The sequence below is a fragment of the Herbaspirillum sp. VT-16-41 genome (genome assembly GCF_001994935.1).
GTDB lineage: Bacteria > Pseudomonadota > Gammaproteobacteria > Burkholderiales > Burkholderiaceae_D > Herbaspirillum > Herbaspirillum frisingense.
Genome location: NZ_MUXB01000178.1, coordinates 1 through 393, shown reverse-complemented (window position 1 = coordinate 393; position 393 = coordinate 1). Strand labels below are relative to the sequence as shown.

The following is a 393-nucleotide window of genomic DNA, read 5'->3' as shown; positions in this document are numbered from 1 at the left end:
CGGCGGCTTGCCCTCGAAGGTGCGGAACGTGCGGGCGAATGCGGCAGCGGATGAAAAACCCGTACGCGCGGCGATATCGGCCAGCGGGGTTTTGGTGTCGGTGATCAGCCGCCGCGCGATCTTCAGGCGCAGGCGCAGATAGTAGCGGCCGGGTCCCTCGCCCACGGCCTTCGCAAAAATCTTTTCCAGGCTGCGGGCGCTGAGACCGCAGCGTTTGGCGATGGCACCGATGGTGAGCGGCGCGTCGAGATGCCCCTCCATGAGCCGAATCGCCGTGGCGAGTTTCGGATGCACGCCGTCGAGCCGCCCCAGCGAGACAAGCGGCTGCGCAACGTTGGACGCATGCGCTTCGTCGTAGATAAAGACGCTCGCCACATCGAGCGCCACGGACAT

At 65.9% G+C, this 393-nt stretch carries 1 protein-coding gene; it reads right to left on the bottom strand.

The window, feature by feature from the left end; all coding sequences use genetic code 11:
- Positions 1-393: helix-turn-helix domain-containing protein (locus tag BTM36_RS25600; RefSeq protein ID WP_139347292.1), on the bottom strand; the 393-nt coding region annotated here is incomplete at both ends.